Origin of the sequence: Paenibacillus sp. OAE614 (assembly GCF_040546645.1) — a bacterium.
Taxonomy (GTDB): domain Bacteria; phylum Bacillota; class Bacilli; order Paenibacillales; family Paenibacillaceae; genus Paenibacillus_AQ; species Paenibacillus_AQ favisporus.
The window spans coordinates 174,934-188,294 of sequence record NZ_JBEPOD010000001.1; the positions used below are offsets into that span (position 1 = coordinate 174,934).

General features: G+C 50.7%; 15 protein-coding genes. 9 read left to right on the forward strand and 6 right to left on the reverse strand.

Annotated elements, in window-relative coordinates; translation table 11 throughout:
- The first annotated feature begins 231 nt into the window (after positions 1–231).
- Together cyoE and ABIE48_RS00945 are read left to right on the forward strand one after the other, a co-directional pair.
- The gene (gene cyoE, locus ABIE48_RS00940) at positions 232–1,167 is read left to right on the forward strand and encodes a heme o synthase (RefSeq protein WP_116231830.1); all 936 of its coding nucleotides are present in this window, start codon (positions 232–234) and stop codon (positions 1,165–1,167) included.
- A 226-nt stretch (positions 1,168–1,393) separates the two neighbouring features.
- Positions 1,394–2,005, forward strand: a complete 612-nt coding sequence (locus ABIE48_RS00945; RefSeq protein WP_076175116.1) for an SCO family protein — start codon at positions 1,394–1,396, stop codon at positions 2,003–2,005.
- Positions 2,006–2,184: 179 nt separating this feature from the next.
- Here ABIE48_RS00945 and ABIE48_RS00950 read toward each other — a convergent pair whose 3' ends face one another.
- The 3 genes from ABIE48_RS00950 to ABIE48_RS00960 form a co-directional block, all read right to left on the reverse strand.
- Positions 2,185–2,544: a toprim domain-containing protein gene (locus ABIE48_RS00950; protein ID WP_076175114.1), complete on the reverse strand. Its 360-nt coding sequence runs from the start codon at positions 2,542–2,544 to the stop codon at positions 2,185–2,187.
- Positions 2,545–2,718: 174 nt separating this feature from the next.
- Entirely contained in the window at positions 2,719–2,889 is a 171-nt protein-coding gene (locus tag ABIE48_RS00955) for a hypothetical protein (protein ID WP_163882325.1), read from the reverse strand.
- Positions 2,890–2,970: 81 nt separating this feature from the next.
- Positions 2,971–4,155, reverse strand: coding sequence for an MFS transporter (locus ABIE48_RS00960; RefSeq protein WP_354518121.1), 1,185 nt, complete (start codon positions 4,153–4,155; stop codon positions 2,971–2,973).
- Between the two features lie 326 nt (positions 4,156–4,481).
- Between ABIE48_RS00960 and ABIE48_RS00965 the strand changes: the two genes are divergently transcribed.
- A complete protein-coding gene (locus tag ABIE48_RS00965; RefSeq protein WP_076175110.1) occupies positions 4,482–4,937 on the forward strand; it encodes a hypothetical protein in 456 nt (151 codons plus the stop codon).
- Positions 4,938–4,976: 39 nt separating this feature from the next.
- Positions 4,977–6,128 (forward strand): transglutaminase domain-containing protein, encoded by a 1,152-nt coding sequence (locus ABIE48_RS00970; RefSeq protein WP_089549894.1) that lies wholly within the window; start codon positions 4,977–4,979, stop codon positions 6,126–6,128.
- Positions 6,129–6,281: 153 nt separating this feature from the next.
- On the opposite strand, the gene ABIE48_RS00975 is transcribed toward ABIE48_RS00970, so the two are convergent.
- The 3 genes from ABIE48_RS00975 to ABIE48_RS00985 form a co-directional block, all read right to left on the reverse strand.
- Positions 6,282–8,114, reverse strand: coding sequence for a 5'-nucleotidase C-terminal domain-containing protein (locus tag ABIE48_RS00975; RefSeq protein ID WP_192716232.1), 1,833 nt, complete (start codon positions 8,112–8,114; stop codon positions 6,282–6,284).
- A 102-nt stretch (positions 8,115–8,216) separates the two neighbouring features.
- On the reverse strand, positions 8,217–8,630 hold the full coding sequence (locus ABIE48_RS00980; protein WP_192716233.1) for an ImmA/IrrE family metallo-endopeptidase: 414 nt from the start codon (positions 8,628–8,630) through the stop codon (positions 8,217–8,219).
- Positions 8,631–8,669: 39 nt separating this feature from the next.
- Entirely contained in the window at positions 8,670–9,128 is a 459-nt protein-coding gene (locus ABIE48_RS00985; RefSeq protein ID WP_192716234.1) for a helix-turn-helix domain-containing protein, read from the reverse strand.
- Between the two features lie 262 nt (positions 9,129–9,390).
- Here ABIE48_RS00985 and ABIE48_RS00990 point away from each other — a divergent pair, with 262 nt between their 5' ends.
- The 5 genes from ABIE48_RS00990 (at position 9,391) to ABIE48_RS01010 (ending at position 13,298) form a co-directional block, all read left to right on the forward strand.
- The gene (locus ABIE48_RS00990) at positions 9,391–9,867 is read left to right on the forward strand and encodes an ArpU family phage packaging/lysis transcriptional regulator (protein WP_192716235.1); all 477 of its coding nucleotides are present in this window, start codon (positions 9,391–9,393) and stop codon (positions 9,865–9,867) included.
- Between the two features lie 447 nt (positions 9,868–10,314).
- A complete protein-coding gene (locus ABIE48_RS00995; protein ID WP_192716236.1) occupies positions 10,315–11,418 on the forward strand; it encodes a C39 family peptidase in 1,104 nt (367 codons plus the stop codon).
- A gap of 113 nt (positions 11,419–11,531) precedes the next feature.
- Positions 11,532–11,957 carry a hypothetical protein gene (locus tag ABIE48_RS01000; RefSeq protein WP_192716237.1) on the forward strand — a complete coding sequence of 142 codons (426 nt, stop codon included), beginning with the start codon at positions 11,532–11,534 and terminating at the stop codon, positions 11,955–11,957.
- Between the two features lie 179 nt (positions 11,958–12,136).
- Positions 12,137–12,568, forward strand: coding sequence for a phage holin family protein (locus ABIE48_RS01005; RefSeq protein WP_192716238.1), 432 nt, complete (start codon positions 12,137–12,139; stop codon positions 12,566–12,568).
- Positions 12,555–13,298 carry a glycoside hydrolase family 73 protein gene (locus ABIE48_RS01010; RefSeq protein ID WP_192716239.1) on the forward strand — a complete coding sequence of 248 codons (744 nt, stop codon included), beginning with the start codon at positions 12,555–12,557 and terminating at the stop codon, positions 13,296–13,298. The genes ABIE48_RS01005 and ABIE48_RS01010 overlap by 14 nt, the downstream gene beginning before the upstream one ends.
- The last annotated feature ends 63 nt before the right edge of the window (positions 13,299–13,361 follow it).

The following is a 13,361-nucleotide window of genomic DNA, read 5'->3' on the forward strand; positions in this document are numbered from 1 at the left end:
AAGCTGATTTCCTTTCCGGCAGAATGCCTCAATATAGTTACTACCCAATATTGGATGAATTTATTAGTGTTTGACCATACTATTACGTGTCGCTAATACGTGTCACTAAATTGTCAAAATGGTGAATGATTTTGGAGAGGATTGTCAAACACTTTTACCTTTTGATATGATAAACTTTATAGCGGAGGGCAAGTTCCTCCATAATGACAGAACTAAGGAGGATCTTAAGGCGTGGATAATCACTTGACTTACCAAGCTCCTTCGGATTCCGCAGCGCTTTCCATCAATCAAACGCCACCCAATCCATCGGCAACTTGGAAAGATTTTATCACATTAACTAAACCCGGTATTCTCCGGTCGAACTTAATTGCTGCATTTGCAGGTTTCTGGGTCGCATCCCAATGGGATATTCATATAGGCAAGATGATTCTGACTCTACTAGGAACCATGCTGGTCATGGCTTCCGCCTGTGTCTATAACAATTATTATGATCGTGAACTGGATATGAAGATGGAACGGACGCGTAAACGTACGCTTCCGGCCGGCCGCATAAAGCCAGCAGTTGTACTCTGGTATGCCTTTATTCTAGGTGTGCTGGGACTCGCTGACCTTTTTATTTTTTCAGGGGTTATGGCCGGCATCTTCGGAGTTATCGGTATGTTCGTCTATGGAGTCGTTTATACGATGTGGCTGAAACGGACGTCCACCTGGAGTACTTCCGTCGGCGCGATTTCCGGGGCTATGCCGCCGGTAATCGGTTATGTTGCCGTAACGGGTACGGTAGATATGGGCGCTGTTCTGCTGTTTGCGATGCTGTTCTTGTGGCAGCCGCCTCACTTCTGGGCTCTCGCCATCCGGCGTGTCGAAGAATACAGAGTGGCGGGATTCCCGCTGCTGCCGGTCGTCAAAGGCGTTAAGCGTACCAAGATTCAATGTATTCCTTACCTGGTATTGCTGGTTCCGGTACCGGTATTAATGTATGCATACGGCTATGTGGGCATTTACTTCATGATCATTTCGCTCTTGCTGTCCCTGATCTGGCTGTATTATGGCATGAAGGGATTTACCGCCAAAGACGATGAAGCATGGGCTAAGAAAACGTTCTTCTTCTCAATAAATTACTTGACCTTGAGCTTGATCGCCATGATTTTGAACACAACTCACTAAGTTCTTACCCAGAATCCCATGGAATCATGGGATTCTTTTAAAAGGAAGAAATGAAAGCCTGTTCACCCGGGCACAAGCGGGTCACCCGGCCGTCAGGGCGGATGGTCCGCGTCGGTGTTACATAACAAACTACTGCCTGTAGTCCTGGGGAGGCAGGGCGGCATCAAGATGTCCGCCGGCATAAGGGACAGCAGGAATCGTGATTAGGGAGAGGGGAACGAATTCGATGTTGAAGCGCTACAAATGGACATGGATTTTGCTGGTGGTGATCGTGATTGGAGCAGGGTACCTGGTATATAACGCCATGGGATTCGGCAAAGAGAAGCTTCCGGTCATCAGCCAGGTCGGGGATTTTTCGTTTGAAAATGTGGATGGCAAAACGGTAAGCCTGGACGATACCAAAGGCAAGGTCAGATTGTTCTACTTCTTCTACACCAGCTGCCCGGACGTATGCCCGGTAACGACCTTCATGCTGTCGCAGACGCAGAAGCAGCTCGTCAAGGACGGAACCTTCGGCAAAGACGCCGAGTTCGTCTCGATCTCCTTCGATCCGAAGGTAGATACCCGGGAGAAGATCAAAGAGTTCGGGGACAAGTTTAATGTCGATTACAACGGCTGGTACTTCCTGAGAGGCGAAGATCAGCAGATCCGCGATCTGGCCGAAAAGTCGTTCAAAATCGCCATTATGGGAGACAACAAGGACAACTTCTCCCATGCCAACATTATCGCCCTTGTCGACCGGGACAATCAGGTACGCAAGCTGTATAACGCCAACAATACGGATGAAGTTACGGCAGAATCCCTTGCCAAGGACGTTGAGGCGTTGGCCAAGGAATAATCAAACAGGAAGGCGCCACGATCCCCGGCATGCTCCGGATGGGTAGGCGCCTTTTTTTTGTGAGAGATAAGAAAGTACCAACTTTAGCGTTTGCGGAGTAGTTTCCTTGTATCGGGCTCCCCGCAAAGGATCTGGAATCGGCATCGAAGCATAAGCTCCACTTCGTGGGCTATTTTGCGTTAATCTTTGGACCATACGGTGTAGGAATCGGGATAAACGATAAATTCCTCAAGCCCTGCTTTTTCCAGCTGGGAAATGATATATTCATCCGGCGTGCCCTCAACGCCCCGGTATCCCCGTCTTGTGTAGATGTGGCCTGCATCCGGGAAGGCATCCCGGAGAACGCCGCGAATCCTTTTACCGGAGCTGTCGTTGTCCATAAACAGATAAACCTCGCTGTCCTTAATTTCTTTGCGCAAAGACTCGAGCCTTGTCGTGTTTAACGTTCCGTACGTGCACACAATTTGAATTTCGGGATCCAGCAGGCGGCGGACCTTACTGCGGTCGTTTTTTCCCTCGACAATAATATAGATCGGCATGATGGCTCACCTCGGACTAAGAGAAGGATGTTTGTCTCGAAATTCCCCGGGAAATGTTGAAGCTTAGGTCCGGGTAATTCTAGTGTAGCTTGTTTTCGGCAAGCCATGCAAAAAAAAGTAAAACGATCTGTCCAGCAGGGTAGACAGACCGTTTAATATGGGAAGATCGCCGTTCTAGCACCAGAATGCACGCAAAATGATGACAAGCAGGATAAACAGTACCAGTACGACGCCTACGTTACTGTAAGGCACACACGGAGCTGCCGCTACGGGAGCTACCTTGGTTGCAGGTGCGGCCACCGGTGCTACTACAGGACCACAGCCGCAGTGAGAATACAAACCCATCGAGATCACCCCTCTTTCTTGCCTGGTCGGTTAACACAATCCATCTTATGTGGGTGAGTGCAGGAATTATTGTGCAGGGGCCTATCTCTTGATTTTTAGGCTTATGACTACACTGGATTCTCGTTCATATGGGGATGAAGCGCAGATCCCTTGCGGTTGATGGGGATCATCATCAGTCCCCGCCATGAGGAGGACAAAAGCGATGTAGTACGGGGACACGGATCCTCTCAGCTGGCCTGCGGCGATCGGACCAATGAAGGAGCCGATGGACATGGCGATGGACTGGAGCGAAAAGATCCTTCCCAGCTTGCTGCCGCCGCTGAGCTGAATAAACATGGAGGCAAGTCCAGGGAAGATGATGCCTTTTGCCGAACCGAGAATAAACAGGATAACGACCAGCGGCACATGAGGAAACGCGGCCATGCCAAAGAAGCAAAGAGCCATCAATAGAACGCCTGCGATGACCCTTTTATAGGGAGAGTAACGATTGATAAACAGCATGCTCAGCGTAACCAGGGCGCCGATGCTCAGGACGGAAAACAGGATGCCGGTCGATTTAATGCCTTCCACCCCGGTATCGCGCAATGGCAGCTCGAAGAACAGGATCCCTTGGGAACAGGAAACGACAAAGGGGAGGATAAAATAGCGCCAGGATACGCTGGGGGCAGGAGACGACAATGCAGCTTCTTCATTACCGCCACGGGCATCCGTCATCGCCTTGACCGGTTTCGGGACGCTGAAGACCGCCATGACGCCAGTTGCAATCAGCAGCCACCCGAGACCCTGGAACGTTGTCGAATAACCGGTATGTGCCACGATAAAGGCACCCGCAGCCGGCGACACGACCGAGGCCAGGGTATGCACTACGCCATGACCGGACATATATTTGCCCTGGGTCACCTCGTTTTTGGACAGGGAAGCGAGCAGGGCAAGGCAGGCCGGCGACAAGAAGGCTAGCACAAAGCCGCTGATCGACCGCAGGACCAGCAGCTGCCAAGGGTACTGCACATGCGCCTGCAGCAGGAGGACGATGCCGGCCGAGACGAGGCTGAAAATGATATAGCGCCGGCTGCCGTGCTTGTCGATGACCGTACCTGCAATCAAATTGCCGGGCAAATGGGTGAGTGCGTAAATGCCCATCATCCACCCGATAAAGACCGGCGCTGCTCCCAAGGAGACCGCGAATGGCGTGAGTATGGGGTACTGGGCGTGAAGGTCGAAGAAGGCGAGAAACAAAAACATGTACAGCCAAATAGCAGTTTTCACGTGAGCAGCTCCTTTTCGCAGATTCATCATCTGTACGTTCGGTGGAACGGGTTGACCCGCGGATGAGACAACCATTCGTTCATCAATCTACGTGTACGTTTCTACTTGGCGGCTTAGACCCTCTTTTTTGGGACGGGCAAATCGATAGCTTTGCAGGTTACGGATTTCTTGATATTGGAGGCACCTACGCCCCGGGAACGACGGAAAGCCCCGTCTAAGGGCTGGCTGACAGCCGATGTCCGGATCATGTATAATCGAATGGAAGTTTCTAAATCACTTGATAGGGTGGCTTAAGCCCTTCAGGTCGATAGGAGTGTGTTTTTGAAATGGATATGCAGGTATGGTCCGATTTTCTGCAGCAAAACTGGCTGGTGATCGTGATTGCCCTTGTCGTGCTGTTTATCGTCCTGAATCTGGTCAAGACGATGGTCAAATGGGCGCTCGTCATCATCATCGTGCTGGCGCTTGTCGTATACAGCGGCATTTCCCTGGAGCAGATCAATCAGGTCGTAACGACGGTGAAGGACGAGACCGTAGATACGCTGAAGAACGAGGCTATGGATGTCATGATGAAGGAAGCCAAGGATGCCAAGTATGCAGACAACGGGGACGGAACGTTTACGATCACGACGCCGAACCTGGAAATGAAGGGAACCAAGGGAAGCGACAAAGTGGATGTCACGTTCCGCGGCGTGCCCCTCGGGCAGTGGAAGATCAACGACACGGTCAAATCGTTTATCTCTGAATCCCAGAGCCAGGCGGGCGGTTCAAATGGAAAATAAAGGACTTAATCCATGCACCAACGTGGAGGGGGTCATCTTATGCTGCAATCATGGATAGAAAGTCTTAAGGAATTTAACATCATCAGCATCCTGCTGCTGCTGATCCTGCTGGTGTCCCTGCTTCAGGGCTGGAGCCGGGGTGCGTCCCGCTCTGCGGGAAGGCTGCTGTCCCTGCTGAGGGAAAGCGTCTTTATTCTGCTTGGGCTGGTGCTCGCAGTACCTTTTACCTTGTGGGTGTCACCCAGAGTTCAGGAATGGCTCGCCGATTATGCCAGCCAGCTCCCGAACCGGGATTTGAAAATGTGGGAGCAGATTTACTATACGTTCATTACGGCGATGGCCGATTTTCCGCTGATGCGGTTCGCCGTCATCTTTATCGTGAGCTACAGCATCATCCGTTTCTTGATCCGTTGGTTGACGGTGCTGATCTTCGGCGGGAGCAGCGCGCTCTTTAACCCGGGCGGGAAGTCCTCCGCTTCGCTGCTGAGCCGTCTGGCCGGTGCGTGCATCGGCCTCTTGATCGGGGCAGGACGGTGTATCGTCGTCGTTGCGCTGCTGTTCGTGTACGTATCGCTGTATCCGCACACCTCGTTTACCCAATACGTGGAGGCGTCGCCGATCTATAAAGAAGGGGCGCAGCGGGTCATCGAGCCGTTGTCGGGTCACTTGGTAAAAGACAAGCTTCCGGTATTCACGAAAGCTGTCGAAAAAGAGCTGAACGGCATCATGCAGCGCAAATACGAGGTGATCGACCACGCGATTCCTTCGGATATCGAGGCGGCCGCCGCCGAGATCGTCAAGGGCGCGGATACCGACGAGGAAAAGGCGCGTAAATTGTACGACTGGGTCGGCACCCGGGTGCAGTACGATTACGGCAAGGTCGATGATTACGAGCAGCGAGGGATCTGGCATGAACAGACGCCGCAGGATACGTTCAACACGAAGAAGGGTGTCTGCATCGATTATGCCAGACTGTATGCAGTGATGGCCCGGTCCCAGGGCTTGCAGGTGAAGGTGGTCACCGGCCAAGGCTATGACGGCCAGGGCGGATATGGACCGCATGCCTGGAATGAAGTGTATTTGCCTGAAAAGAACAAGTGGGTGCCGCTGGATCCGACATGGGCGCAGAGCGGCGATTGGTTCAATCCTCCGAAGTTTGCGGAGACGCATATTAAGGAGCAGATGCTGTAATTCAAGCTGGTATATCTTATGGAATAGGATCATTGAAAAAATCCCCTTGCCCGTTATGGCAAGGGGATTTTGTATTTTGATAGATGGTGCATTGAAGCCGGATGCTGGGCTTCATTCCCGAGTTTCGCAGCTTCCTTAGGGTTGCCGTCAAGGTTACGCAGGCAGCTTGATTTGCTGGCCGGGATAAATCCGGTTGGCGTTCTTGATATGATTCAGGTCGCGCAGCGTCTGCCAGGTCGTGTCGTATTTCAGCGAGATGCTGTACAGCGTGTCGCCTTTCTTGACGATATAGACCTTCGCGGCTGGAGCAGGGGCCGGTTTGACTTCAGGCTGCGGCTTGGCTGGCGCTGCCGGCTTCGAAGGCGCCGACGTTTCCGGTTTGGCCGGCGTTGGCGCAGGTTCGGACGGTGTCGGCGCTGTCGTTGCCGCAGGGGCAGGGCCTTCGGTAATCCGACCGGCCGGTCCATCCGGAATCGGCTTGCCCTGCTGGATATAGTTGATCAGGGCTTCGTCCAGGGCGCCGTACATGCCAGCTTGCGGATACTTCGTGAACATCGTGTATTCGTCACCGCCGACAGCCATAAAGTCATTGGTCGCGAGCGAATACGTGGCGTCCGGATCGAGCGCTTTATCGCCGATCTTCACGGAGTGTACACGGCTTCCTTTCGGCTTGGACGTATCAATCTTAAACGTCACCCCGGAAACCTGGGAGAAGCCTCCCTTGGACTGCGGATAGTCGGATACGCCGTTCTCGAGGGCCGCCTTAATATCAGAGCCTTTAACCTTCAGCTGCACGATTTGGTTGCCGAATGGCAAAACCGTAACGATGTCGCCTTTGGTGATGGTGCCGGCTTCGATCGACGCGCGGATGCCTCCGCCGTTCGTGATGGCCACATCCGATTGGCTCACATCGCGCATCGCATCGGCTAGCAGGTCACCGAGGTTAGTTTCGCCGGTGCGCGCTTTCTCACGGGAACCCTCCAGCTTCACAGGCGTTTCGCCGACTTTTTCCTTCAGAATCGGTTCCTGCTCCTTCTGGATGGAAGCGACCAGATCGGCGACCTTCGGGTCGGCCTTGATATCGGCCGCTTCCTTCTCATCGATCAGCGTGGCTTCTTTCTTCACCACTTTATGGTTGTCGACCCACAGATCGACGACGCCGACATATTTCGTGTATTCGCCGGCGCTGGCGATCAGCGTGTTGTTGTCGGCCATCAGGCCGTTTTCCAGAACCGTATGGCTGTGTCCGTCGATGAAAATGTCAATACCGGGCACTTCCTTGACGACCTTAAGGCTGGTGTCGACACTCGATTTGTCCTGACCGAGGTGGCCAACTACGACAACGACGTCGACCTGTCCGCGGATTTCGTTTACCCATTTCTTGGCTTCGGCTGATGGATTGGCGAACTTCAGCCCGGTGACGTTGGTCGGGTTTGTCTTATATGCGGTCTCCGGCGTGCTGAGGCCGATAATGCCGAACTTGACGCCGTCGACTTCCTTGATTATGTAAGGCTTGAAGAGGGTAGTGCCGTCAGACTGGATGACGTTCGCGCTCAGCATCGGGAACTTCAACTCCTTGGAGAGTTCTACGAGATGCTTCCAGCCGTAATTGAATTCGTGATTGCCCGGAACCATGGCGTCATAACCCATTTCGTTCATGACCTTCACGATGCTCTCGCCTTGAACGAGCGTGGCAAATGGCGTACCGTGTACGGCATCACCCGCATCAAGAACGAGCGTATCCAGATTTTTGCTGCGGTATTGGTTAAAGATTCCTGTGACCTTGGCAAATCCCATTTCAGGGGATGCTTCCACCGCACGGCTGTGCATATCATTCGTGTGTAGAATCGTAATATGCTTGCCGGACGGGGCGGATGGCTCCGGGGTGTTCCCGGTCGTACCCTCTGCCGCCGCTGCCGCCTGGGCCGAACCAGCCATCAGCACCGCGCTGAACAGAAGGGAGGTGAACCATTTCCTTGTGATCATGAATCTCATAACCTCCTAAATCGTATTAGATAAATTTTCCTTCCCTATTATTCTAATAAACTATCGGAATGGTGAAATAAGACTTATGAATCATTTATTGGCCTAAGGTTGAATATAAGTGTGCATTTCCGGCGGAATGCCGACACGCTTGCAGTAGGTTTCGGCCGTTTCGCCCTGCAGTATCGCGTTTCCCGCGGACAGAAGGCCGACGGCAAACCGGTTGGCCTGGCGCTCCAGCTTGCCGGGGGCAAAGTAGGAATGCTCCTCCAGAAAAAAACGGTTGATCCCCTTATGGAGCCGGTCATGGCCGAGCTCATGCGCGCAGACAAACCGCTGCCACTCGGGGGACAGCTCGCTGTGAATCACAATGAACCGCCGTCTCAGTTTCCGGTAATAGAGTCCCTTGGTGGATTTGCCGAGATCCAGGTAGCGGATATGAATGCCAAGGGACCGGGAAAGTTCGAAAGGGCAGCTGGTCTTATATTTTCGGATTAGCTTTCGAATCATTTCATCCATAGGATTCACCTGCAAGTTGTGGATTGTTCGTCCCACCCATCACGAAGAAGAGGGGCTGTCCGGAGAGCCTGGCTCCTTCTTCTTCCGCTTATTCATCTGCTTCGCTTCCCAGAACAGCCCGGTGAGGACATCCTTGATGCGCTGCTTGTCCTCGGCATCCAACGGAATTCCGTCGAACATCAGCTCTCCGTCTTCCTCGAGCATTTTCTTGAAATCCCGCTTGTCCTTATAGGTCGCCCATGCCGGCGCTTCATCCCGCAATCCTTTGGGAGCTCCGTCTGCATCCCAAAACCCTGCTGCACTCATCAGTTCGCCGTAAGGAACTTCCAGCGCGTCCGCGAGCTTCCGGATGGTCGGCGGTTTGGGCACGCCCCGTATCCCGTTCTCCATGCGGGAAATTTGCGAATTGCTGATGCCCGATGCCTCGGCAAGCTGGTTGATCGTCATGCCCTTCTGCTCGCGCAGCCGCTTAAGCACGGCTCCGAATTCTTTTTCCACGGTTTAGCCACTCCCTCTATGACGTTGATCTATTTCTATCCGTTACTATAATCCAATGTTGCCAAAAGGTAAAGAGAAATGATGTTATAGTTACCAAATGGCATGAAAGAAAAAGGAATCCGGAGCGAAATGGTGGTTAAGCCGAGATTTCCGGGTTTTACGGGATACCCAAAAAGTGGTATGTTAACATCATTATACGAACAAAAATGCGAACAAGCCACAGTTTTTTTAGGTGAACATCCATGAAGGAGCGTGTTTGAATATGGATCAAATGCTGCCGCAGCTGGACCGCCGCAAGACCCAGGCCGCCGTTGAAGCGATTTTGGAGAAATACCGGATCTATAAAACGATTACGTTTGAAGTCAGGGAAGCGAGCGTTACCTCCTCTTATACCGAACGGTTTCACGGACCGACCAACGTGACCTCGGACCAGACGGCGCAGGTCGCCGTCTACAATGTAGACGCGCCTGCGGCCCGCCAGGCATACTGCCGGATGATCGAGTCGATCGTGGAACGGCTGGGCGAACGGGAACAGACACTGATCCGCGAACGGTATATGAAGGAAGATGACGTTTTCGACTATAAAGTCTACAATTACGTACTCGACCCGCCGGTTAGTAAGGACACGTACACGAAAATACGAACGCGAGCCTTCTATAAAATGGCGCTGGCGTTTGCAGACCGCGGGCTGCTGACGTTATCCGAGCTTCAAAAAGCCAAAGCATGCAATTCCAAATAAAGCCTGCTCATAAGCGGGACAAGCCGGGGACCGGAGAGGTCTTCGGCTTTTTTTATCTAATGGAGAGCGGGAGTTTCAGGGGATGAATCGGCCGCAGAAGTGCTGATCCTAACCACTATTTGGAATAAAAAGGATACAAAAATACGAACATATATTCGTACTATTTTCCGCCGATAACCGTCCGAACTGCCGTCAGCGTTTTCGAATCCGGGGTGTAAGATTATATCATCGGGAATGAAGCAAAGGGACGTACCGAACACAATCAGTGGATGTTAAGCCGGCCGGAAGGGCCGTTTTTTTTGCGGACGTGTGACGCTTCATTGCCCGGTAAGCTTTGATCAGAGAGAAAGGAGGGGGCCGAGTTGATTGAACTGCGGTCATCTTAGTAAAAAACTATGATATTCGAACCTTAGCATGAATCACACTAAACTATTAGGAGGATTACAAATGAAAAAATTAACTGTTGCAGCTATGTCCGCAATTCTAGCGCTTACGCTTACCGTCCCTAATGCTTTTGCTTCCGAATCAACATCATCGAAACTTGATATTTCAGCGATAGCAACGAAGAAAATTGCCGAGCGGGTTCAGTTGGGGCACGATGACTTTGTGGGAGTTACAATTGGCAAAACCATTGGAATGAAAGATGAAAATGAACAAGTTACTAAAACTCTTGTTGTGCTTCAACGGGGAAATGAAGTAGCGGGATACTTCGTCATTGATAATGAAAAGGGACTACTTCTAGAATTTGCTACCGGTAGTGTATATCCTGGGCAAGGTGAGAATGAGGGTAACCTTTATTATTTTGGTCCGCTTTTTTATGCCAACAAGATCAATGACACAGATTTCAAAGATTTAAAAACCAAAAAGTCATTTAACAAAAAGGTATTGGCCGAAATAAAGTCAAAAAAAGATAAAGCCAAATCTATTCTGGAGCCATCTCCAGCGATCGCGCCGCCAGCAGAGAATGGTGAAGTTGGGACTAATACAATCATAAATTATGAATACGGTTATATTAACGGTGTGCCAGATTATCAGCAAAACGATAACCCGAGTATGGATAATGACTGCGTTCCTACATCCGGTGCTAACACAATCATGTACTGGCGAGGCCAAGGGTACACAGCTCTTTCCTCCAGCGGGATTTGGACGAATGTTGCGGATCGTCTAGGCGTACTTATGAAGCATAATAATAAATATGGTGTTTTCAGTATCGATATTGCTCCAGGATTGAACGCTTATTTTAAAGAAAAGGGATATACTAACTTCAGTACAACACGAGATACATCGCCAACTTTCGGGGAGATGAAGACAGAGGTAAATGCAAAAAGTCCGGGGTTTTTAAGACTGGAACACTATGGATATATCCCGGAGGGCTCGGATGGCGGGCACTTGGTCAACTTGGTCGGTTATGAGACTTACACTCAGACTGATGACTGGTCTAACCCGCAATATGCAATTGTGCATGACAATTGGAAAACTACAGGAACCGATGTGTATTTACTGTTGGGGCAATACGGTTCAATTACAGATATGTGGAAAGTTAGGGATTGAAAGTATAGATCAGCGAACGCTTGGATATTTTCAAGCGTTTTGCTTGTTTTTTTGCTTACCCATGAAACTTTATTAGTAAAATAATCGTTTGTAAAAAAAAGGAGGGATTATTTATGAAAAAAAAGCCATTGTTGTTGATTTCACTAATAACTATTCTACTACTCTTATGCAGTGGCTGTAACACAGATAATGCATCAAATAAGGAAGCGATCGATTCATCACCAAGAGCGCTGCAAACTTTTTATCCGGGGGACATTACCAAGGTTGATGCAATAAAAATCGTTAGTGGGAGCGACGGAATTCCAAAGACTATTAGTGATCCAACACAAATTAAGAATTGGATTGAACATATTCGTCATTTAACAGTCGTCCCTGATATAAATCCACAAGACTCAAGTGGCGTTTTATTCCATGTTACTTTGTTGGAGCAGAAACAAGAAAAGTTAAATGTAACGCCAACCAATATTGATCATACTCCTATAAGGCCAAACACACAGCTAGCTGAACTCATGAAGGAACTTTATGGGAATGCTGATTAGCAAGCAAACCAAGGGACAGAGAAATTACTAAGAAATGCAGTTTAAAGAATACAAAGAGTGAGACCTGCCGGCCAAAAGAGGCCGGTTTTTTCGAGTTTCAAGAAGTTATGAAACGAAGTGATAGTAGGAATTCGTTTGCTTTACACGGGTCATTTTTTCAACTAAAGGAGGTCATCCCCATGGAAGAGCGCATCACCCTGACGGTCAAGACGCTGTCAACAGTGTTTGGTGCGGTTGCCGGGTATCTGTTCGGAGGCTGGAACGTACTGATCAACCTACTGCTCATTCTCGTTGTGGTCGATTGGCTTACCGGATTTGGCGTAGCGTGGGTAAACGGGCAGTTGATGAGCCGGAAGGGATTTTACGGCATTGCCCGTAAGATTGCCGTATTTATGATGGTTACCGTTGCCCACTTTATTGATGTCGTGCTGGGAAATTTGAAGTATTTTCAGAACGCAGTGATCTTCTTCTATCTGGCTAACGAGTTACTCAGCATTTTGGAGAATGTAGGTCGTATGGGCCTTCCGGTCCCTAAGGTATTCCAGCGAGCCATTGAAATATTGGAAAGTAAGTCGGAAGAGGAGGAGTCCGCCACCCATGAACCCAAATGAATTCATCGCCACCCTCGCCCCCTGCGCCATCGCTGACATGCAGGCCACCGGCGTACCAGCTTCCTTAACCATCGCCCAGGCAATTCTGGAATCCAACTGGGGGACAAGCGGTCTTGCCCGGCAGGCAAACAACCTGTTCGGCATCAAAGGCAAGGGCACAGCGGGAAGCGTAGAAATGCCCACCACAGAGTATGTCAACGGCAAGTCGGTGAAGGTGGCGGCATCTTTTCGCAAATATCACTCCTGGACGGAGTCCATTGCAGACCATTCCAAGCTTTTGCTGAACGGCACCAAGGACAAGCCGACGCGGTATCATGGCGTGCTGCAGGCAGATTACCGGCAAGCGGCCGAGGCAGTTTGGAAAGGCGGCTACGCGACCGATCCGAAATACCCGTCCAAGCTAATCGCGATTATGGAGCAGTATGGACTGCCTCAATATGATGCATGGAAAGGAGATCACGCCGAAATGAGTGTTAGCATTACTGAGCTGGCCCAACAGCTGGATGACTTGAAGAAAAAAGCGGAACGCCTGACCCAACTTGAGGTCCTTCTGCAAAAAGTGGAGCAGCGGATCTCCGCGTTGGAGGCGCGGCAGCAGATGGAGGTACCGGCCTGGGCGGAATCTGCGGTAAATGCGGCGGTTGAGGCGAAGATCATTAGCACCCCGGTGAACGGAAGCTACGATCTGTACAGGGTGCTGACGATTTTACAGCGGCTGAAGGTGCTCTAACGAGAACGCTAGTACCAATCATAGATAGAGACAAGTCAGGCAGGAGGGAAATCATAATTTTTT

Excerpts from the sequence above, each read along its gene's own strand:
- ABIE48_RS00945 (WP_076175116.1), top strand. The coding sequence starts at position 1,394 with ATGTTGAAGCGCTACAAATGGACATGGATTTTGCTGGTGGTGATCGTG.
- ABIE48_RS00950 (WP_076175114.1), bottom strand. The coding sequence starts at position 2,544 with ATGCCGATCTATATTATTGTCGAGGGAAAAAACGACCGCAGTAAGGTC.
- ABIE48_RS00955 (WP_163882325.1), bottom strand. The coding sequence starts at position 2,889 with ATGGGTTTGTATTCTCACTGCGGCTGTGGTCCTGTAGTAGCACCGGTG.
- ABIE48_RS00965 (WP_076175110.1), top strand. The coding sequence starts at position 4,482 with ATGGATATGCAGGTATGGTCCGATTTTCTGCAGCAAAACTGGCTGGTG.
- ABIE48_RS00970 (WP_089549894.1), top strand. The coding sequence starts at position 4,977 with ATGCTGCAATCATGGATAGAAAGTCTTAAGGAATTTAACATCATCAGC.
- ABIE48_RS00975 (WP_192716232.1), bottom strand. The coding sequence starts at position 8,114 with ATGATCACAAGGAAATGGTTCACCTCCCTTCTGTTCAGCGCGGTGCTG.
- ABIE48_RS00980 (WP_192716233.1), bottom strand. The coding sequence starts at position 8,630 with ATGGATGAAATGATTCGAAAGCTAATCCGAAAATATAAGACCAGCTGC.
- ABIE48_RS00990 (WP_192716235.1), top strand. The coding sequence starts at position 9,391 with ATGGATCAAATGCTGCCGCAGCTGGACCGCCGCAAGACCCAGGCCGCC.
- ABIE48_RS00995 (WP_192716236.1), top strand. The coding sequence starts at position 10,315 with ATGAAAAAATTAACTGTTGCAGCTATGTCCGCAATTCTAGCGCTTACG.
- ABIE48_RS01000 (WP_192716237.1), top strand. The coding sequence starts at position 11,532 with ATGAAAAAAAAGCCATTGTTGTTGATTTCACTAATAACTATTCTACTA.
- ABIE48_RS01005 (WP_192716238.1), top strand. The coding sequence starts at position 12,137 with ATGGAAGAGCGCATCACCCTGACGGTCAAGACGCTGTCAACAGTGTTT.
- ABIE48_RS01010 (WP_192716239.1), top strand. The coding sequence starts at position 12,555 with ATGAACCCAAATGAATTCATCGCCACCCTCGCCCCCTGCGCCATCGCT.